We start from the raw sequence: 18,713 nt of genomic DNA, 5'->3' as shown, positions 1-18,713 counted from the left end.
AAGGAGGGGCCGGGCGTAAAAGCCACCGGAACGCCGCCGGAGCGCCCGGCGACCCCGGCGGGAGCTGTAGGAGCGAGTGACACTTTACTCGATTCTGCATTAATTTCAACAACGTTTAAGTGGCTGGTAGCCTCTTCTCAGTGTTAGGTCACAGATAGTATGACAGGCACCAACGATGACACCGACGTTTCGCGACGACACTACCTGAAGGCGGCCGGAGCGGGGACCCTCGGAGTCACCGGACTGGCCGGCTGTATGGGCGGCGACAGCGGTCAGGACGAAACGACCACGGCGGGCGAGGAGACGACCGAGAGCGACGCGACCGAGGAGACGACGACCGGGGGCGACTCCTCGACGGACTACAACACGCTCGAAGTCCAGCACTGGTGGACCGGCGGCGACGGCGAACCCGCGATCAAGGCGCTGTTCGAAGGCTTCGCCGAAGCGTATCCCGACATCGAGGTCAAGCAGAACCCGGTCTCTGGGGGCGCGGGCCAGAACCTCGAGACGGTCATCAAAAAGCGCGTGCTCAACGACAACCCGCCGAGCTCGTGGCAGGCGTGGCCCGGCGCGAACCTCCAGCCGTACATCGAGGCCGACAAGCTCGAAGACATCGGCGAGTCGGTGTGGGGCCAGAACGGGATGAAGGAAAACTACCTCGAGGGCCCGAAAGAGGCGGCTCGCCCCGACGGCACCTTCGTGACCGTTCCGCTGAACATCCACCGGATCAACAACCTGTTCTACAACGTCTCGGTCGTCGAGGAGGCTGGCGTCGACCCCGCCTCGATCGAGACGCCGGGCGACCTCGTCGACGCGATGGAGACCGTCGAGTCCGAGACCGACGCGGTCGGGATGGCCCACCAGACGTCGTCTGCGTGGTCGACCACCCAACTGTGGGCGACCGTACTGCTCGGCGAGACCGACGTCGAGACGTACAACGCGTTCGCGGAGGGCGAGGTCGCCGCCAACGAAGAGGCGGTCACCAGCTCGCTTCAGACGGTCGTCGACTACACCGACTACCTCAACGAGGACGCCGGCTCGGTGAGCTGGACCGAGGCCAACCAGAAGATCCTCAACGACGAGGCCGCGTTCTTCCACCAGGGCGACTGGGCGGCCGGGATGTACCGCAACCAGGACGGCTTCGAGTTCGAGGACGACTGGGACCACGTTCCGTTCCCCGGGACCGAGGGCGTCTACGCGCTCAACATGGACTCGTTCCCGTTCCCGACGAACAATCCCTCGCCCGAGGCGACCGCGAAGTTCCTGCAGTACGTCGGCTCGGTCGACGCCCAAGAGCGGTTCAACCCCCTGAAGGGGTCGATCCCGCCCCGGACCGACGTGCCGAGCGACGAGTTCGGGCCGTTCCTCACCCGACAGATGGACGACTTCCAGAACTCCGACTCGCAGGTCCAGTCGATCGAGCACGGGCTCGCGGTCCCGCCGAACCCCAAGAGCAACATCAGCGACGCGATGGCGGGGTTCATCTCGAACTGGAACGTCGACAAGACCTACGGCCAGCTCGAACAGGCGTTCAACTGACGCGGCCCCACCTTTCGTTTTCACATGCAACGACTCACAGACGTACTCCGACGACTCCGCCCCGGCGCGGGCGGGTCCGTACGCGGTTCGGGAGCCGGCGGCGAAGGCGAACCCGGACAGACGGCGTCCGGCGACGGATCGGACGCCGGCGACGAGCGCCTCCGCGCGGACGGCGGGGTCGCCGCGGCCGAGGAGACGGGGGGCCGACGGTCGCTTCTTTCGAGCGACTTCGTCCAGTCGATCCCCTTCTGGCTGCCGCCGTTCTTGCTGATGGGGTTTTTCGTCTACGGCGCCATCGGCTGGAACTTCGTGATCTCGCTGACCGACTTCAGCGGGCTCGTCCTGCCGGAGTACGACGTTTCGAACTTCGACCTCGACATGTATCGGCAGGCGTTGAACGACCCCACGTTCTGGACCGCGGCCCAGAACACGCTGGTCCTGCTGGTGGTGTTCACCGCGCTGTGTCTGGTGTTCGGGTTGCTCCTCGCCATCCTCGTCGATCAGGGGATCCGGTTCGAGAACACGTTCCGGACGATCTACCTGCTCCCGATGAGCCTCTCGTTCGTGGTGACCGCGAAGTTCTGGGCGTGGATGTACAACCCGGAGATCGGGATGATCAACGTCACGCTCAGCCAGCTGGGGCTGGACGTTCTGACGCTCCAGTGGATCTCGAACCCCGACACCAAGTTGGCGGCGGTCATCTTCGCGCTCATCTGGCAGTTCTCGGGGTACGCGATGGTCGTGTACCTCGCGGGCCTGCGAGCGATCCCGGACGACCACTACGAGGCCGCGCGGGTCGACGGCGCGAGCACGCTCAAGATGTACTGGCGGGTGATCCTCCCCCAGCTCAGAGCCTCGACCATGAGCGCCGCGGTGGTGCTGATGGTGTTCGCGCTGAAGGCGTTCGACTTCCTCTACGTGATGTTCGGCAACAACCCCGGCCCGGCCGCCGACATCCTCGCGACGATGATGTTCCGGGAGGCGTTCGGGTCGAACCAGTGGGCGTACGGGTCGGCCATCGCCATCGTGCTGTTCGCGATGGCGCTCGCGGTCGTCGCGCCGTACCTCTACGCCGAGTACAGACGAGGTGAACTATGAGCAGTCCACCCGCCGGTCCGACGCCCGAATCGAACACGCGACGCGAGCGACTCGCCCGCGCCGCGCGAAACGCCGACCGAACGCGGATCGCGCTGTACGCGGTGCTAGGGGCGCTCGTCGGCTTCTACCTCGCGCCGCTCGAAGCGGGGCTGATGACCGCGTTCAAGACGACCGACGCGTTCAACCGGAGCGTGCCGTTCCTCCCGCCGATAGCGGAGGGGTTCACCCTCGAACCGTGGCGGGTCGCGTTCCGAGAGCTGTGGAACGGCCTGATAAACAGCCTGCTGTTGGCGGTGCCGGCGACGGTGCTGTCGGCTGGGCTCGGGAGCATCGCGGCCTACGGCCTGACGACGATCGACTGGAAGTACCAGATGCCGATCGTCGCGCTGTTCGTGGCTGGGATCTTCATCCCGTATCAGGCGGTGTTGGTGCCCCTCTCGCGGCTGTTCGCCATCGTGGACACCCAGTCGCTGCTGTCGGTGCTGTGGGGTCTGCCGCTGATGGAGGAACACTACGCGTCGATCCTCAACCTCATCGTGACTCACGTCGCGTACGGTATCCCGATCACGTTCCTGTTGTTCCGGGCGTACTACCAGTCGTTCTCGAACGAGATGATCGAGGCCGCGAAACTCGACGGCGCGAGCGTGTTCAGCATCTACCGCAACATCGTGCTCCCGCTGTCGAAGCCGATGTTTGCGGTCACGCTCATCTACCAGTTCACTCAGATCTGGAACGACCTGCTGTTCGCGCTGGTCATCCTGCCGTCGGGCGGCGGCGCCGCCGCGCCGGTGACCGTCGCGCTCAACGCCCTGTCTGGCGGCATCGTCCAGTCGTTCAACACCCAGATGGCGGGCGCGTTCGTCGCGGCGCTCCCGACGCTCATCGTCTACGTGCTGTTCGGCGAACAGTTCGCGAAAGGAGTCGCTTCCTAACCATGAGGAACCATTACCCACCCCGATCACGGAGGAACAGCCGATGGCCGAACTGACCCTCGACGGAGTCACGAAGTGGTTCGACGACGGCGGCGACCGCATCGTCGCGGTCGACGACGCCGACGTCGAGATCGAAGACGGGGAGTTTCTCGTCCTCGTGGGACCGTCCGGCTGCGGGAAATCGACCACGCTCCGGATGGTCGCCGGGCTCGAAACCGTCTCGCAGGGCGACATCCGGCTCGGCGACCACTCGATCACCGACGAGCCCCCGACGACTCGGGACATCGCGATGGTGTTCCAGAGCTACGCGCTGTACCCCCACATGACCGTCCGGGAGAACATGAGCTTCGGGCTCGAAGAGTCGACCGACATGCCCGACGACGAGATCCGCTCGCGGGTCGCCGAGACCGCCGAGATGATGGGCATCGCCGACCTGCTCGACCGCAAACCTCGCGAGCTGTCGGGCGGCCAGCAACAGCGGGTCGCGCTCGGACGGGCCATCGTCCGGGACCCGGAAGTGTTCCTGATGGACGAGCCCCTCTCGAACCTCGACGCGAAGCTCCGGGCCCAGATGCGCACCGAGCTCCAGCGCATCCAGGAGGACCTCGACGTGACGACGATGTACGTCACCCACGACCAGACCGAGGCGATGACGATGGGCGACCGGATCGCGATTCTCGACGACGGCCGGCTCCAGCAGGTCGGCACCCCGCTGGAGTGTTACCACGAGCCGGCGAACCAGTTCGTCGCCGGGTTCATCGGCGAGCCGTCGATGAACTTCCTCGACGTCGAACTCGCCGGCGGGAGCCTGGTCGGCGACGCCTTCGAGTACCCCCTCTCCGAGGAGACGCTCGCGGATCTGGAGGGCCACGACAGTCTCGTGGTCGGAATCCGACCCGAGGACATCGAACTCGACGGCGCGGCCGACGCGTCCCACAGCTACCCCACGACCGTCGACGTGGTCGAACCGATGGGCAACGAGAACAACGTCTATCTCACCTTCGACGACGACGCGTCGGCCCAGACCGTCGTGGTCACCGTCTCGGGCATGCGGAAGGTCGACGCCGGCCAGCAGGTCGCGGCGCGGATCCCCGAGGAGGCGATCCACGTCTTCGACCGAGAAACCGGACGGGCGCTCCACAACCGCACGCTCGATCGGGCCGAGGTCACCGAGCCGAACGTCTGAGCGCCCGGCGAGCAGTCTTTCTCCGCCGGTCGGCGAAATGAGTCCGGCCGCTCGCGAGGTATGAATCAACCTTCTACGCCACTAATCTACGCATAGTCAGCATTTAATCAAAGATTTTATACCGGTAAGATATCAACGTGCGGTCGGATGACAGACTGTAGCAGGCGAACATTTCTCACGGCGGCGAGCGCTATCACGGCGCGGGCCACCTCGACCTCCGGCGACTCGTCCGTCGGGCCCGGTGAACGGCGCGCCGATCAGTCGTCTCTGGCCTCGTACTCCTCGGGCGTGTAGGTCTTCAGCTCTACCGCGTGGATGTCGGTGGTCATGTGCTCGCCCAGCGCGTCGTAGACCATCTCGTGTTGGTCGACCAGCGACTCGCCCTCGAAGGCGGGCGAGACGACGGTGGCCGCGAGGTGGTCGTCGTCGTCGACGCCCCGCGGGCGCGTGACGGTGGCCTCGGCGCCGTCGAGGTTCGATTCGATGAGTCGCTGTACGTCCGCGGCGTCCATGGGCGCGTCTTCGTCGTCGTTCATGTGAGTGGCCGTGAGTACGGAGTCCCGGCTGAAAGGCGTATGGATACCGCACCGGCGCGGGCGCCGACCGGAGTCGGGGGCCGGGCCACCGTCGCGTTCGACGGATTGCGAGCGTCTGACGCAACGTTTACTTGATGGCGTGCGATGGCCCGCACATGACGAGTCTCGCGGAGGCCTACGAGGAGAACGTCGGCGAGGTGGGGAGCCTCCGGCGACTCTATCTCGGCGTCGGGCTGTTCGTCGTGGGCGCCCTGCTGGTCGTCGTCGGCATCGTCGTCTCGACGACCGGCGTCCACGCCGCGCTCGGACTGGAGTGGTGGCAGGGCCGGGAGGTCGCGGGCGTCCTCGCGGGACTGGGCGTCCCGTCGGTGTTCGTCGGCGTGTTCACCGTTCTGCCCGCGAGCCAGCGCGTCCGGGCCGCGGCCGCCATCGGCGCGGGCGTGGCGGTGCTCGGGATCGCGCTGTTCGCCCACGCCTACCCCTACATGTGGGCGGGCGCGGGCAACGGCGTCGACCTCACCGCGCAGGTCGCCGCGACGTACTTTTTCGGCGTCCTGGTGACGTGCTGGTGTCTGTTCGTCGCGGTCGCCAACTTCAAGACGCGCAACGACCCCGGCGGGACGGTCACCCTCGAAATCTCGCGGGAAGGGGAGGTCCGGACCGTCGAGGTCGACCGCGAGGACCTCGAAGAGTTCGACGACCTCGACGACCTCAGCGCGGTTCGGACCCAGCTCGCCGGGGCCGACCGTTCGGACGGTGCCGACGACCGGCCCGCCGAGACCGGACTCGGCGGCGTCGGCTTCTTCGGCGACGCGCCCGACGGCGAGACGCCCACCCAGACGAACCGGGGCGGGACGGCGGGCCGCGGCGGCGAGCAGACGCTCGGTCTGGGGGCGTCGTCGGACCCCCAGTCCGACGGCGGGACCGCCGCCAACGACATCCGTTCGCCGCTCGACGGCGCGCCGACCGACCGGCCCGACCGGACCACCGACACCTACTGTGGCAACTGCCGTCACTTCGAGTACGTCCGGACCAACGACGGGATGGTGCCCCGCTGTGGCTACTACGGCCGGACGATGGAGGACATGGACGCCTGCGAGGAGTGGGAGCCCAACCGGTAGCGCTTATATTCCGCGAGCCCCGAACGATCGACAGTGCCAGACGTGTCTCTCGCCTTCGAGGAGGGGACTCTGCGGGTCGAGACCGACCGCGAGCTCCCGTACACCGACGCCGACGCCCGGTCGAAGACCCGGCGAGCGCCCGCGTTCCGGTACGCCGCCGTCCGGGCGTACCTCGACGAGCAGGCGATCGGCTACGAGGACGCGGTCCTCGACGCCCCGGAGGTGCCCGAGCTCGCCTCGACTTACGAGCTTCGAGAGTACCAGCGCGAGGCCCTCGACGCGTGGGACGAGGCCGGCCGACGGGGCGTGCTGGAGCTTCCGACCGGGAGCGGCAAGACCGTCATCGGGCTGAAGGCTATCGAGTCGCTCGGGACCGCGACGCTCGTGGTCGTCCCCACCATCGACCTGCTCGAGCAGTGGCGCCGCGAGCTCGAATCGGAGTTCGCGGTTCCGGTGGGGCAGTTGGGCGGCGGCGAGCAGACCGTCGAACCGCTCACGGTCTCGACCTACGACTCGGCGTACCTCCGAGCCGACGAGCTGGGCGACCGGTTCGGGCTCGTGATCTTCGACGAGGTCCACCACCTCGGCGGCGAGGGGTACCGAGAGATCGCCCGACTGCTGGCCGCGCCCGCCCGGATGGGGCTGACCGCGACCTTCGAGCGCCCGGACGGCGCCCACGAGGTCGTCGCCGACCTCGTCGGCGAGAAGGTCTTCGCCATCGACCCCGAGGCGCTGGCGGGCGAACACCTCGCGCCCTACGACATAAAGCGCGTCGAGGTCGAGCTTACCCCCGCGGAGCGCGAGCGCTACGAGGCCGCAAACCAAGTGTTCACCGACTACCTCGCGCGGTCGGACATCCGGATGCAAAGCGGGAGCGACTATCAGGAGCTGGTCAAGCGCTCGGGGTCGGACCCGCGGGCCCGCGAGGCGCTGTTAGCCAAACAGCGCGCCCGCGAGGTGATGATGAACAGCGACGCGAAGGTCGAGGCCTTGGCCCGGATCCTCGACGACCACCGCGGCGATCGGATCATCGTGTTCACCGCCCACAACGACCTCGTCTACCGGCTCTCCGAGCGGTTCCTGCTCCCGGCGGTGACCCACCAGACCGGGGCACCAGAACGCCGCGAGATCCTCGAACGGTTCCGGGAGGGCGAGTACTCGCGGGTCGTCACCTCGAACGTCTTAGACGAGGGCGTCGACGTCCCCGACGCGAACGTCGCGGTCGTGCTCTCGGGCAGCGCGAGCGAGCGGGAGTTCACCCAGCGGCTCGGCCGAATCCTCCGGCCGAACGACGACGGCCGGCCGGCGCTGCTGTACGAGGTCGTGAGCGCCGAGACCGCCGAGGAGAGCGTCGCTCGACGCCGCAAGTGACCGAGCCGGGCGAGTTCAGTCGGTTCGGAGGTCGAACGAGAGGCTCCCGCCGCTCCGGAACCGCTCGTAGGCGAACCCGACCTCGATCTCGACCGTCGTCGATTCGCCGGCCGCGACGGTCACCGCCCGGGACTCGCGGGTGACGTCCTCGCCCGCCTCGACGGTGACGTAGAGAGTTCCGGATCCCTCGGCGTCGCCGGCGTTCTCGACGGTCGCGGTGACGAGGAGGTCGCCAGAGTCGCTCTCGGCGTGGTCGAACTCCGCGAGTTCGAGGGCGACCGACCCCGCGTCGGATTCGGCGTCGTCGCCGCTCGAACACCCCGCGAGGGCCGCGAGGCCCGCGACCGACCCAGCCGCGCCGCAGGTTCGGAGAACGTCACGGCGTCGCATACCAGCCGGTGGTCGGCCGGACGGTATGAGTCTTCTGCCTTCCGACCGCTTTTGTCGGTCCGGCCCGGAGCCACTGGTATGCTGACCAAGGACCTGCTTCGGGTCTCCCGGGCCGGCGGGGGCTATCGGCCGGCGTTCGCCGACCGGAGCCACCGCCCGCTGGCCGCGCGGGTCCTGGGCACGTTTCAGGGCCACGTCGGCGAGCCCCGGTCGGCGCTCGACGCGGCGCTCGGAGACCTCGAAGCCGACGCCGACCACTTCAAGCTGGTCAGGGGGTTCGCCAAGCTCCTCGAACGCGAGGCCGCCTTCGAGACCCGAGCGCCGGTCGACCCCGAGCGCGCCAGACGGGCCGCCTTCGAGGCCGCCGAGCGGGTGGGCGTCGTCGCCGAGGCCGACCGCGAGGCGGCGCTCGGCGAGGCGGGCGAGCGCCTCGGTGTCGAGTCCGACGCGCTCGCCGACGCGCTGTACGCCGACCTCGACGAGCGCCAGGTCCTCGCGTCGTTCGACGCCCGGTGGGACCCCGACGAACTGCTGGCCCAGTACAATCTCTCGCTGGCTCAGACGGCGCTGTTCGACGCGACCGAGCTTCGGGTCCGGACCGCCGACCCGAAGGCGCTGGTCTCTGCGGTCAAGCGCCTCCGACTGATGTACGAGATCCGGACGGTCGAGGGCGGCCCCGAGGGCGTCTCGGACCGCGAGGTCGTGGTGACCGGCCCCGACGCGCTCTTCCGGTCGACCCGGCGGTACGGCACCCGGTTCGCGCGACTGCTCCGGACCGTGGCGAGCGCCGAGGCGTGGACCCTCTCGGCGACGATCGACGACTACGGCACCGACCGGACCCTCTCGCTGTCCGACGACGACCCGGTGGCGGTGCCGGGCACCGAGCCGGTCGCGTCGGTTAGCTTCGACAGCGGCGTCGAGGCCGACTTCGCCGGCCGGTTCGGGGCGCTCGATCTCGACTGGGAGCTCGTCCGCGAGCCCGAACCGCTCGAAACCGGCGCGCGGGTGATGATCCCGGACTTCGCGTTCGAGTACCGCCCCGCGAACTCGACGGGCGAGACCGCTGGGGACGCCGGGGGCGGCCACGCCGACTTCCGGGTGTTTTTCGAGATCATGGGGTTCTGGACGCCCGAGTACGTCGAGAAGAAGCTCTCGCAACTGGAGACCGTCGAGGACGTAGAGCTCCTCGTGGCGGTCGACGAGAGCCTCGGCGTCGGCGAGGAGATCGCGGCCCGCGACCACCGCGCGATCCCCTACTCCGGGACCGTCCGGCTCAAGGACGTCCGGGACGCGCTCCGGGGCTACGAGGACGACCTCGCGGCCGAGAGCGCCAGCCGACTCCCCGACGAACTCGTCCCGGACGCCGACGCCGTCGGCCTCGATGCGCTCGCGGCCGAGTACGGCGTCAGCACAGACGCGATCGAGGGCAAGTCGTTCCCGGACCACGACCGGGTCGGACGGACCCTCGTCCGGCCGGGGGTGCTCGAGGACCTCCGGAGCGAGATCGAGGCCGGGATGGCGTTCGCGGCGGCCGAAGAGCGGCTCGCCGAGCGCGGGATCGACGACGCGAGCGCGGTGCTGTCGGAACTGGGGTACGCCGTCGAGTGGGAGGGGCTGACCGGCGGGACCGTCCGGCCGAAGGCCTAGAGGTCGCGCTGGCGGCCCTTCGGCACCGGGCTCCGGAGTTCGCCGTGGACGTAGAGACCGACCCCGAGCGGCGCCTCGCCCCCGGCGAGGTCGTGAGTCACCACGAGATACCCCCAGTCGCCGTCCCAGTCGAGTTCCTGATCGTCGCCGCGGGCGAACCGGCGGGCCTGCTCGCGCGTGAGTTCGACGACGTTCCGGGTGGCTTCGGCGCCGAACCGCTGGACCGCGTTCATCGTCGGCTTCCAGTGTTTCTGGCGGGTCCGCAGGAACGTCATGCCCAGCGCCTCGACGTCGACCGGGGACGCGAGGTCCCCGCGGAGGAGCCAGATCTTGCCCTTTCCCTTCTCCCAGAGCGAAAAGTCCTCGAACGTCTCGGGCGGGACGCCGAACCGCTCGTCCCACCAGTCGAGGACCTCCTGACGGCTCGCCCGGCCCTCGACCTCGCGGTCGGCGGGCGTCGCGGGCAGGCGGTCGAAGCGCTGGCCGTCGTTGGTGGCCGAGCCGTCGGTCATGCGTCCACCTCCAACTTCGCGCAGAAGAACCCGCCGGTGTCGTTGTGGTGTGGGTAGAACCGCCGGGCCTTCCGAACGCTGTCGTCGTAGCGCTCGCCGTCCCACTCGGTGACGCCGGGCCGCGAATCGAGGTCGACGTCGAACTCGACGAGGTGACAGTCCTCGGCGTCGAGGACGTGGTCGAGCACCGCCTCGTTCTCCTCGGGAGCGAACGTACAGGTCGAGTAGACAACCGTTCCGCCCTCGCGGGTCGCCTGAACCGCCCGCCGGAGGATCCCCTTCTGGACGCCCGCGACGCTCCGGACGTGGTCCATGGTCCACTCGTCGAGCACAGTCGGGTTCTTCCGGATGGTCCCCTCGCACGAACAGGGGACGTCGACCAGCGCCTTATCGAAGGCGTCGAAGTTCTGGGACCGCGCCTCGGAGCCCGATGCGTTTCGCTCGTCGGCGTCGAACGGCTTCAACGAGAAGTGCCGGGCGTCGCTGTTGACGACCACCGTGTTGGTCACGCCGAGGCGTTCGGTGTTGAACCGGAGCGCCGAGAGCCGCCCGAGGTTGTTGTCGTTGGCGACGACCAGCCCCTCGTCGTCCATCAGCGCCGCGAGCTGGGTGGTCTTGCTCCCGGGCGCGGCGCAGGCGTCCCAGACGCGCTCGCCGGGTTCGGGCGCGAGCACCGTCGCCGGGATGGCCGAGACCTCCTCTTGGCCGTGGATCCAGCCGTGGAAGGAGGCCCACGTACTCCCGGGGCTGTCGGTGTCGACCGAAAGCACCTCGTCGGACCACTCGCGGTCGGTCCACTCGACGCCGTCGGCTTCGAGCGCGCGCTTGGCGCGCTCGACGGTCGCCTCGATGGTGTTGACCCGGACCGCCGTCGGGAGCGGCCGCTCGCAGGCCGCCCGGAAGGCGTCGAAGTCGTCGACGATCGGTTCGTAGCGCTCCAGTGGCTCCATCGACGGGACGTTCGCGCGAGCCGCGCTTGTGGGTTTCGGAACGCCGGACCGGCGCGGAGACGGGAGACGGCCGTAGCTGTTACCCGTCGGTGCCCCGTCGTCTGTGGCATGGCAGACACCGACGCGCCCGACACCGACTGGGAAGCGGCCGTGCGCATGGATCTGGAGCCCGACGCGCTCCACGAGAGCGAGAGCGGCTACTACTTCGATTGCCCGGAGTGTGGCTCGCCCGCGACCGTCGAGAACCTCGTCCAGCACGGCCGGTGCAACGGCTACCTCGACGAGCAGGTCGAGGGGCTGGACTTCGACGTCTCGAACGTCTCGTGTACCGCGCGGCTCCGACTCGAACTCGCCTACACGTCCGACGCGGAGAACGAGGCGTAGCCCGTCGCATCCGGGGGGAGTGGCGCCCTCACTCTCGGTCGCCGCGCTGGCGCCACGCGAGACACCCGAACCCGACGAAAAACAGGCCGACGGATGCGGGCAGTCCGAGGCCGAACGCGACCGCCGGAATCGCCGGATGGGACGTCCCGAAGAGGACCGCCAGTAGCCAGACGCCGAAGACGACCGTCGCGAGGTCCCACCACGTCCGCCAGTGGGCCAGCAGGCCGACGAGTCGCTCGCGATCCATGTTGTAGTTACATACCTAACACTTTTTAAGCGTTCGTACTCGGCGGTCGTTCGATCGCCCGAACCTTCCCACCCACTACTAAGCCCTCCGGGTTCTTAGGTCCGGACGAATGCGAATCGCCATCCTCGGCGCGGGGTACGCCGGACTGAGCCTCGCCCGAAAGCTAGAGCGCACCGTTCCCGACGACGTCGAACTCGTGGTGGTCGAGCGGACGGGGAGCCACCTCGTCCAACACGAGATCCACCGCGTGATCCGCCGGCCCTCGCTGGCCGACGACATCGAGGTCCCGCTGGAGGCGGTGCTCGACCGCGCCCGACTCCAGGAGGCGGAGGTCGCCGACGTGGACCCCGAGGCCGGCGTCGTCACGTTCGCCGACGGCGACGAACTGGCCTACGATTACGCCGCGGTGTGTCTCGGCGCCGAGACGGCCTTCTACGACCTGCCGGGCGTCGAGGACCACGCCACCCCGCTGAAGTCGATTCCCGACGCCGAGGCCATTCGCGCGGAGTTCCTCTCCGCGCTCGAGGCCGGGGGCCGGGTCGTGGTCGGCGGCGCCGGGCTGTCGGGCGTGCAGGTCGCCGGCGAACTCGCGGCGTTCGCCGACGAGGAGGGCGCCGGCGACGACGTGACCGTCACCCTGCTCGAACAGTACGACACCGTCGCCCCGGCCTTCCCCGAGAACTTCCAGCGGGCGGTCCGGGAGGCCCTCGAAGCCCGCGGGGTCGAGATCCGGACCGGAACCGCGGTCGCGGAGGCGACCGACGACGCGATCGACCTCGAGTCGGGCGCGTCGCTGGCGTACGACCAGTTCGTCTGGACCGGCGGCATCCGGGGGCCGGCCGCTCTCGACGGCGAGCGCCCCGAGGTCCAGAACACCCTCCGGGTCTCGGACTCGACGTTCGTCGTCGGCGACGCCGCCCGCGTGGTGGACGCCGACGGCGAGCCCGTCCCGGCGAGCGCCCAGTCGGCGATCCGGGAGGCCCGGACGGTCGCCGAAAACATCGGCCGGCTCGTCGACGCCGATCGCGACGGCGGCGACATCTTCGAGCCCCGGCTCGAACCGTTCGCGTTCGACTCGCCGGGATGGCTGGTGTCGATCGGCGACGGCGCGGTCGCGCAGGTCGGCCCGACCGTCGTCACCGGGGCGGCCGCGAAGACGCTCAAGGCGACCGTCGGCGCCGGCTACCTCTCGTCGGTGGGTGCGATCCGCAACGCCGCCGAACTCGTCAACAAAGAATTAGCCGACTGATCAGAGGAACGGGACCCCGAGCGCACCGGCCTCGACGAATCCGATCCCTTCGAGCAACACGAGCACGACCCAGACCGACAGCCACGCAACGAGTCCGATGCCGATGGCCGTCCCCCACCCGCCGGGGTAGCGCGCGTTGATCACCCAGACCCACGCGAGGAGGCCGAGAACCGCGCCGATGAACGACCCGACGAACGGAATAAGTCCGAACAGTCCGGCGACGACCCACCAGACCAGCGCGCCGACGATAGCGGTGAGCACTGCGTATTCGTAGTCGTCACGGTCAGCGATGACTCTCGCACCGACGTAGATACCGAACGCGCCGATGAGGAGGCTCACGACGAACCCCACGAGGTAACTCAGGAACTCTACCATGGGTAGTAACTATCTCGACCGGTTTTTATATGTGGCGTCTGTCAGCCGCTCGAAACCGGCCCCGAACTCACTCGCGCTCGCGGACGCGTTCGCCCCCGCGCTCGCGGGCGACGTGGTCGCGAGCGCTCTCGGGCGTCTCGGTTTCGAGCAGTCGCTCGACCTTCCGCTCGAACTCCGCGTCGCTCAGGTCTCCACGGGCGTAGCGGTCCCGCAAGGTGTCGAGCGCCTCCTGCTTTGACTCCGGGGCCTCGACCGACGCGTCGGGATCGGCCGACGCCTCGTCGTCGCCCAACAGCGTGTCGACGAGCGGGACGACCACGGCGAACCCGATGACGAACACCAGCCAGAACCCCTCGATCCCGGCGAACAGCCCAAGCAGGCCGAGTCCGACCACGAGCAGCGACGCGACCTGGGTCGCGGTGTTGTCGCCGCTCTCGTCGGATTCGACGCCGGTGCTCGACAGCGAGTCGACCATGCACCCGGGTAAGTCGACGATCGCCAAAAATTTTCACCCCCGCCGGATCGAATTCTGTCGGGTCGTGTGCGTCAGTGGCTTTAAGGTTCTGGCCGAACCTCCCGAGCGCATGGCACGCGATACTGCGCTGTTCGACAAGACGTTGGCGGGGGTGGTCGGCGTCGCCGCCGGCGCCGCGATCGGGCTCGGCGCGCTTCGACGCTACCGAACGACGCCGTCCGCGAGCGTCGTCTGTACCGAATGTGGCGAGTCGATGCCGGTCGACGACGTGCTCGATCCGGCGGTGACCTGCGGCTGTGTCACCCCGCGAGACTCACAGGACTTCCGGTAGCCACTACCGCCTCGACCCCGAACGGGGACCCATGGACCCCGAGGATCTCCGCGAACGACTCGAAGCGCGACTGATGAGCCACGGCGTCTACGTGACCTCCCTGGAGCGAACCGACGCCGGCCTCGCCCTCGACTACGAGACCGCGACGCCCGGCGAGGCGGTTCCGGACCGCGAGATCGGGCGGGTGCTCAACCTCCTGCTCGACGCGCTCGCCGACGGCGAGTGGGAGCCCGTCGACGTGCGGGCGACGGTCCACGACATCGACGACCCGGAGCCGTCGGCCGACGGGGAGCCCGACCCCGCCGCGGGCGTCCGCGGGAGCTGGCGGGCCGACGCCGAGTGGCTGGCGGCCCACGACGACGGCGACATCTCGGACGTCGAACTCTCCCAGCGCGTCCTCGACACGGTCGAGGAGGCGTGAGGGTCCGAACCCCGAGCGCCCCGGCCGAATCGGGACGGTCGTACCCGGTTGTCTCGGGCGTCCGTAACCCATAAAATCAAGTCACCGGGGTATCGACTGTCGGACAGCTCGAATGATAGACGTCGACAGCCTGCGGAAAGAGTACGGCGGCTTCACCGCTGTCGAGGGAAGCACCTTCTCGGTCCCCGACGGCGAGGTGTTCGGCATCATCGGCCCGAACGGCGCGGGCAAGACGACGACCCTGAAGATGCTCGCGGGGCTCATCGAGCCCACGAGCGGGTCCGCGACCGTCGCCGGCTACGACGCCCAGGACGCCGAGATGCGCAACTACCTCGGCTTTCTCCCCGAGGAGTCGCCCCTCTACGAGGACATGACGCCGGTCTCGTACCTCGAGTTCTTCGGGGATCTCTACGACGTGCCCCGGGCGACCGCCCGCGAGCGCATCCACGACACCCTCGATCGGCTCGATCTCGACCACCGCGACCGCAAGCTCGGCGACATGTCGAAGGGGATGGGCCGAAAGGTCGCCATCGCGCGGTCGCTGGTCAACGACCCCGAGGTCCTGATCTACGACGAACCGGCAAGCGGGCTCGATCCGCTCACCACCAACTACATCATCGAGTTCACGCGCGAGCTCGCCGAGTCGGGCAAGACGGTGGTGTTCAGCGCGCACAACCTCTTTCACGTCGAGAGCATCTGCGACCGGGTGGTCGTGATGAACGACGGTCGGATCGTCGCGCGGGGCGCCGTCGAGGAGATCCGCGCCGAACACGGCCGGACGGAGTACCACGTCTACACCACCGTCGACGTCGAGGGCGCGGTCGCGGAGAACGGCGCGTACCGCCGGATCGTCGAGAGCATGGACGGCGTCGAGGAGACCCGCGAGCTGGCGGCCGCGTCCGGCGGCGAAGTGACCGACATCCAGACTCACACCCCGAGCCTCGAGGACATCTTCCTCGATCTCGCCGAGGAGTCGCCCGACGTGGAGGGCCGGCCGTGAAGGCCGACAAGACCCTCCGAATCGCCCGATGGGAGGTCTCGAAGAACGCGGGCCAGCTCGACCGCCGGACGCTGGCGGCGATCGGGGTCGTGCTCGTGTTGGTGGCCGCGCTCACGCCGCTGGTCGCCAGCAAGGGCATCGCGCTCGACGACGGTATCTATCAGGTCGGCGTCGCCGACGACAGCCCGTACCGCGGCCCCGTCGCGAACGACTCGACGTTCGTCGCGGTCGAGCCCGACGCCCGCGCGTTCCGCAACGGCGAGATCGACGTGCTGATCCTGCCCGGCCGACCGCCGGTCCCGGCCCCGACCCAGAAGGGGCAGGCGGCGATCTCCGAACTGCGCGCGACGGTGCAGGCGTACAACGACGACCTGATGGGCTTCGAGCGAAACCGGACCGCCGCGTTCCCGGTGAACGTCTCGCTCCGGTACGTCGCCCAGAACGTCTCGACGACCGGCGCCGGGGCCGACGACTCGGAGCCTCCGGCGACCACCCGGCCGACCGACGAGGACGAGGTCGGACTCGGCGGCGGCGAATCCGGCGGGGGCGACACCGGCGGCGCCACCGATGGGGATGCCGGAGGCGACGACAGCGGCGCTGTCGGCGACGGGCCGGCCGGCGCGCCGTCGGTCGGGAGCGGCTCGTCGCTGTTCACCGACCAGACCCGAGGCGGCACGCCCGCCGACATCGCGCCGCCGTTCCCCTTCGAGTCGCTGGTGCTCGCGTTCGCGTTCGTGCTCCCGATGAACTTCGTGATCCAGGCGTACGCGTCGAGCATCCTGAACGAGCGGATCAACGACCGCGGCGAGCTCCTGCTCGTCTCGCCGGTCTCGCGGGGCGACATCGTCGCGGGCAAGACCCTCCCGTACCTCGTCGGGATGATCGCCATCGCGACCCTCACCGCGCTCGGGATCGCGGGGCTGACCCCGGCCGGCGGCGACGCGCCGCTCGAAATCGCGTCGACCGCGGCGGTGTCGGTCGCGGCGGTCGCGCCCATCGCGTTGCTGTTTCTGGCCTGCGCGTTCGTCGGCGGGATGTTCGCCCGGTCGTTCAAGGAGCTCACCTTCGTCACCGTCACCCTCTCGGTGCTTCTGACCTCCTACGCGTTCATCCCCGCGATCTTCACCGACGTCCACCCCATCGCGGCCATCTCGCCGCTGACGCTGGTGGTCCGGGCGCTCGGGGGCGGGGCGGTCCCGCTCGCCGACTACGCGTTCTCGACGCTCCCGCTGTTGCTGACCGCCGGGACGCTGTTCGCGCTGGGCGCGGGCGTCTACCGCGAGGAGGACATGTTCACCCAGCGGTCGGTGCCGCTCAAGTTCCTCGACGCGCTCGACAGCCAGCTGTCGAGCCCCCGGAGCCTCGCGAAGCTGAGCGCCCTCTCGATCCCGTTCGTCTTCGTCGCCGAACTGCTGGCGGTCGCGCTCCTCTTTGCGCTCCCGGTCTCGGTGTCGATCCCCGCGCTGTTGGTCGCGATCGCGCTCGTCGAGGAGGTCGCCAAGAGCGTCGGGATTTACGCCGGGTTCGCCCACGAGCGGTTCGGCCGGTCGGCCCGGTCGATCGGGTGGCTCGGGTTCCTCTCGGGGCTTGGCTTTTTCGTCGGCGAGAAGGCGACCGCGGTCGCCCAGCTGGTCGGGCTCCCGAACCTCGAACTCGGCCGGGCGGCGTTTGGCACCGTCACGGGGCTCGGGATCCAGTCGTCGCCGCTGGTGCTGGTCGGGCTGTTTTTCGCGCCGCTGGCGCTCCACGCGGTCACCGCGACGATCACCGCCGCCGGCGCGAGCAGGGATCGGCGGTGGTACTTCGGGACCCTCGCTGTCGCGACGCTGGTTCATGCCGGCTACAACCTAACGGTGGTGAGCTACCTTGGGTAAGCGCCTGACGGTCGCGCGCCGGGAGCTGGCGTCGCTCCGGAGCGAGAAGACCATCGTGCTCGCGATCCTGATCCAGCTTTTCATCGCGGCGTTCTCGTCGTTCCTCGCGGTCGGGCTCGTCTCGCTGTACGACCCCGGGTCGGTCTCGGAGGGGTTCGTCGTCGAGTTCGCGGTGACCGGTGAGGCCGGCGACGATATCGCGCCCGTCATCGAGCGCGAGGGCGGCTGGCGGGCCGTCGAGTACGGCAGTTACGGCTCGGCGATGGACGCGTTCCGCGGGGGTGAGGTCCACGCCGTCCTCTACGTCGACCGGCTCCCGAGCGGACAGGCCGACGTGGAGGCGGTCGTCCCCGACGGCAACATCCGGACCACGCTGGTCGTGACGCAGGTCCGAGACGCCCTCGACGCCTTCGAGCGCGCCGAGCGGAAGCGCCTCCGGGCCCAACTCGAACGGACGCCGATCGATCTGCCCCGCGACGGCGAGTCGAGCCCGTACTTCGGGTTCACTTACACCGTGTTGCTCCCGCTGTTGATGTTCCTGCCGGTGTTTCTCAGCGGGAGCGTCGCGGTCGACGCCATCGCCGAGGAGTACGACCGCGGGACGCTCGAACTCCTCCGGGTGACGCCGCTGACCGCCACCGACATCGTCGACGGGAAGCTGGCGGCGATGGGCGCGCTCGCGCCGCTCCAGGCGGGCGCGTGGCTGGCGTTGCTGTCGCTCAACGGGACCGACATCTCGAACGTCGCCGAGATTCTGCTGGTCGTGACCGGCTTCTCGGTCGGCGTGGTCGCGATGGGGGCGTTCGCCGCGCTCCGGTTCCGCGATCGCAAACAGGCCCAGTTCCTCTTCTCGATGGGGATTCTGGTCGTGTTCAGCGCCACCTACCTCCTGCCCGAACCGCCCGCGAACACCGTGGCGAAGCTCGCCATCGGCAGTCCACAGCCGCTCACCCACGCGATGGTGGCCGCCTACGTGGTCTGTGGGCTCGCCGGCTACGCCGCGCTCCGGCGGCTGGTCGCGACTCGGGGGATCGGCGAATGAGTCACGAAACAAATCGATGCGTCGGCGACGCGG

The 18,713-nt window shown here is 68.9% G+C and carries 21 protein-coding genes; 14 read left to right on the top strand and 7 right to left on the bottom strand.

Going from position 1 to position 18,713, the window contains the following annotated elements; all coding sequences use genetic code 11:
• Positions 1–159 precede the first annotated feature (159 nt).
• From EPL04_RS17725 to EPL04_RS17710, 4 genes are read left to right on the top strand one after another with little or no spacing between them, the layout of a single operon-like run.
• Positions 160–1,539 carry an extracellular solute-binding protein gene (locus tag EPL04_RS17725; RefSeq protein ID WP_134672512.1) on the top strand — a complete coding sequence of 460 codons (1,380 nt, stop codon included), beginning with the start codon at positions 160–162 and terminating at the stop codon, positions 1,537–1,539.
• A gap of 24 nt (positions 1,540–1,563) precedes the next feature.
• Complete coding sequence (locus EPL04_RS17720) at positions 1,564–2,637, top strand: carbohydrate ABC transporter permease (protein WP_209019665.1); 1,074 nt, start codon at positions 1,564–1,566, stop codon at positions 2,635–2,637.
• A complete protein-coding gene (locus EPL04_RS17715; protein ID WP_134672511.1) occupies positions 2,634–3,569 on the top strand; it encodes a carbohydrate ABC transporter permease in 936 nt (311 codons plus the stop codon). Before EPL04_RS17720 ends, EPL04_RS17715 begins: the two co-directional genes overlap by 4 nt.
• A 43-nt stretch (positions 3,570–3,612) precedes the next feature.
• Complete coding sequence (locus EPL04_RS17710) at positions 3,613–4,755, top strand: ABC transporter ATP-binding protein (RefSeq protein WP_134672510.1); 1,143 nt, start codon at positions 3,613–3,615, stop codon at positions 4,753–4,755.
• Between the two features lie 257 nt (positions 4,756–5,012).
• Here EPL04_RS17710 and EPL04_RS17705 read toward each other — a convergent pair whose 3' ends face one another.
• A complete protein-coding gene (locus EPL04_RS17705) occupies positions 5,013–5,267 on the bottom strand; it encodes a BolA family protein (RefSeq protein ID WP_134672531.1) in 255 nt (84 codons plus the stop codon).
• Positions 5,268–5,446: 179 nt separating this feature from the next.
• On the opposite strand from EPL04_RS17705, the gene EPL04_RS17700 reads away from it, so the two are divergent.
• Both EPL04_RS17700 and EPL04_RS17695 read left to right on the top strand, forming a co-directional pair.
• A complete protein-coding gene (locus tag EPL04_RS17700; RefSeq protein WP_134672509.1) occupies positions 5,447–6,412 on the top strand; it encodes a DUF7139 domain-containing protein in 966 nt (321 codons plus the stop codon).
• A gap of 33 nt (positions 6,413–6,445) precedes the next feature.
• On the top strand, positions 6,446–7,783 hold the full coding sequence (locus EPL04_RS17695) for a DEAD/DEAH box helicase (protein ID WP_134672508.1): 1,338 nt from the start codon (positions 6,446–6,448) through the stop codon (positions 7,781–7,783).
• Between the two features lie 15 nt (positions 7,784–7,798).
• On the opposite strand, the gene EPL04_RS17690 is transcribed toward EPL04_RS17695, so the two are convergent.
• Positions 7,799–8,173: a hypothetical protein gene (locus EPL04_RS17690; protein ID WP_134672507.1), complete on the bottom strand. Its 375-nt coding sequence runs from the start codon at positions 8,171–8,173 to the stop codon at positions 7,799–7,801.
• Between the two features lie 78 nt (positions 8,174–8,251).
• Between EPL04_RS17690 and EPL04_RS17685 the strand changes: the two genes are divergently transcribed.
• The gene (locus EPL04_RS17685; RefSeq protein ID WP_134672506.1) at positions 8,252–9,820 is read left to right on the top strand and encodes a DUF790 family protein; all 1,569 of its coding nucleotides are present in this window, start codon (positions 8,252–8,254) and stop codon (positions 9,818–9,820) included.
• On the opposite strand, the gene EPL04_RS17680 is transcribed toward EPL04_RS17685, so the two are convergent.
• Both EPL04_RS17680 and EPL04_RS17675 read right to left on the bottom strand, forming a co-directional pair.
• Entirely contained in the window at positions 9,817–10,332 is a 516-nt protein-coding gene (locus tag EPL04_RS17680) for a DUF7122 family protein (RefSeq protein ID WP_134672505.1), read from the bottom strand. The two genes, EPL04_RS17685 and EPL04_RS17680, sit on opposite strands and share 4 nt — an antisense overlap.
• Positions 10,329–11,282: an RsmB/NOP family class I SAM-dependent RNA methyltransferase gene (locus EPL04_RS17675; RefSeq protein WP_134672504.1), complete on the bottom strand. Its 954-nt coding sequence runs from the start codon at positions 11,280–11,282 to the stop codon at positions 10,329–10,331. The genes EPL04_RS17680 and EPL04_RS17675 overlap by 4 nt, the downstream gene beginning before the upstream one ends.
• Positions 11,283–11,390: 108 nt before the next feature.
• Here EPL04_RS17675 and EPL04_RS17670 point away from each other — a divergent pair, with 108 nt between their 5' ends.
• A complete protein-coding gene (locus EPL04_RS17670) occupies positions 11,391–11,666 on the top strand; it encodes a hypothetical protein (RefSeq protein ID WP_209019664.1) in 276 nt (91 codons plus the stop codon).
• Positions 11,667–11,694: 28 nt separating this feature from the next.
• Here the strand turns inward: EPL04_RS17670 and EPL04_RS17665 are convergent, their stop codons facing one another.
• Entirely contained in the window at positions 11,695–11,913 is a 219-nt protein-coding gene (locus EPL04_RS17665) for a hypothetical protein (RefSeq protein WP_134672503.1), read from the bottom strand.
• A 109-nt stretch (positions 11,914–12,022) separates the two neighbouring features.
• Between EPL04_RS17665 and EPL04_RS17660 the strand changes: the two genes are divergently transcribed.
• The gene (locus EPL04_RS17660; RefSeq protein WP_134672502.1) at positions 12,023–13,162 is read left to right on the top strand and encodes an NAD(P)/FAD-dependent oxidoreductase; all 1,140 of its coding nucleotides are present in this window, start codon (positions 12,023–12,025) and stop codon (positions 13,160–13,162) included.
• Here the strand turns inward: EPL04_RS17660 and EPL04_RS17655 are convergent, their stop codons facing one another.
• Entirely contained in the window at positions 13,163–13,537 is a 375-nt protein-coding gene (locus tag EPL04_RS17655) for a hypothetical protein (protein ID WP_134672501.1), read from the bottom strand.
• A gap of 67 nt (positions 13,538–13,604) precedes the next feature.
• A complete protein-coding gene (locus EPL04_RS17650; RefSeq protein ID WP_134672500.1) occupies positions 13,605–14,012 on the bottom strand; it encodes an SHOCT domain-containing protein in 408 nt (135 codons plus the stop codon).
• 109 nt (positions 14,013–14,121) lie between these two features.
• On the opposite strand from EPL04_RS17650, the gene EPL04_RS17645 reads away from it, so the two are divergent.
• The 5 genes from EPL04_RS17645 to EPL04_RS17625 all read left to right on the top strand — a co-directional run bounded on the left by EPL04_RS17645 (position 14,122) and on the right by EPL04_RS17625 (position 18,680).
• Positions 14,122–14,343 (top strand): hypothetical protein, encoded by a 222-nt coding sequence (locus EPL04_RS17645; protein ID WP_134672499.1) that lies wholly within the window; start codon positions 14,122–14,124, stop codon positions 14,341–14,343.
• 31 nt (positions 14,344–14,374) lie between these two features.
• A complete protein-coding gene (locus EPL04_RS17640; protein ID WP_134672498.1) occupies positions 14,375–14,764 on the top strand; it encodes a hypothetical protein in 390 nt (129 codons plus the stop codon).
• A 112-nt stretch (positions 14,765–14,876) separates the two neighbouring features.
• Positions 14,877–15,764: an ABC transporter ATP-binding protein gene (locus EPL04_RS17635; protein WP_134672497.1), complete on the top strand. Its 888-nt coding sequence runs from the start codon at positions 14,877–14,879 to the stop codon at positions 15,762–15,764.
• Entirely contained in the window at positions 15,761–17,638 is a 1,878-nt protein-coding gene (locus EPL04_RS17630; RefSeq protein ID WP_134672496.1) for an ABC transporter permease subunit, read from the top strand. Before EPL04_RS17635 ends, EPL04_RS17630 begins: the two co-directional genes overlap by 4 nt.
• Entirely contained in the window at positions 17,631–18,680 is a 1,050-nt protein-coding gene (locus EPL04_RS17625) for an ABC transporter permease (protein ID WP_167599517.1), read from the top strand. Before EPL04_RS17630 ends, EPL04_RS17625 begins: the two co-directional genes overlap by 8 nt.
• The last annotated feature ends 33 nt before the right edge of the window (positions 18,681–18,713 follow it).

The organism is Halorussus marinus (assembly GCF_004521895.1).
In the GTDB taxonomy this organism is placed as follows: domain Archaea; phylum Halobacteriota; class Halobacteria; order Halobacteriales; family Haladaptataceae; genus Halorussus; species Halorussus marinus.
The sequence above is the reverse complement of the archived record's forward strand: the minus strand, read 5'-3'. Positions and strand labels throughout refer to the sequence as shown.